At 72.7% G+C, this 609-nt stretch carries 1 protein-coding gene; it reads right to left on the reverse strand.

What is annotated here, in order from left to right; translation table 11 throughout:
- Nucleotides 1–609: AMP-binding protein (locus FF041_RS24640; protein WP_153524860.1), on the reverse strand; the 609-nt coding region annotated here is incomplete at both ends.

Consider the following 609-nt stretch of genomic DNA (forward strand, 5'->3'; position numbering starts at 1 on the left):
TATCCGTCGAGGACGTAGGTGCGTACGTTGTCCAGGGGCCGACCGATGGCCGGAGGCTGGTCCCGGGGCCCGATCTCCTCGTCCACGGGTCCCGCGGTGGTGATGACCGTCGCCTCGGTGGGGCCGTAGGTGTTCCACATCCGGGCCCGGTAGGCCCAGCGGCTCGCGAGGTCCGCGGTCAGCCGCTCCGCGCCCAGAACCCAGTTCTCCACGTCCGGCACCGACTCCGGGTCGAGTGCGCCAAGTAGCGACGGCACCACGCTGGCCGTGCGCACCCCCGCCGAGCGGATCATCTCCGCCAGCGCCCCCGGCTCCCTGCGCTCGTCCGCCGACGCGATCGCGAGCGTCCCACCCGCCGCAAGGGTGACCGCCACATCCAGCACCGCCGCGTCGAACCCGAACGACGCGAACTGCAACGCCACCACGCCCTCGCCCATGCCCAGCACCGGACGCATCGTCTCCGCGAGGTTCGCCACCCCGCCATGGGCGACGGCCACACCCTTCGGCCGCCCCGTCGAACCCGACGTATAGATGACGTACGCCAACTGGTCCGGGACGATCACCCTCCCCGGCGGATCCGCCGGCCCGGCGGCGATCTCCCCGCCCACC

Origin of the sequence: Streptomyces jumonjinensis (genome assembly GCF_009600885.1) — a bacterium.
Classification (GTDB): Bacteria; Actinomycetota; Actinomycetes; order Streptomycetales; family Streptomycetaceae; genus Streptomyces; species Streptomyces jumonjinensis.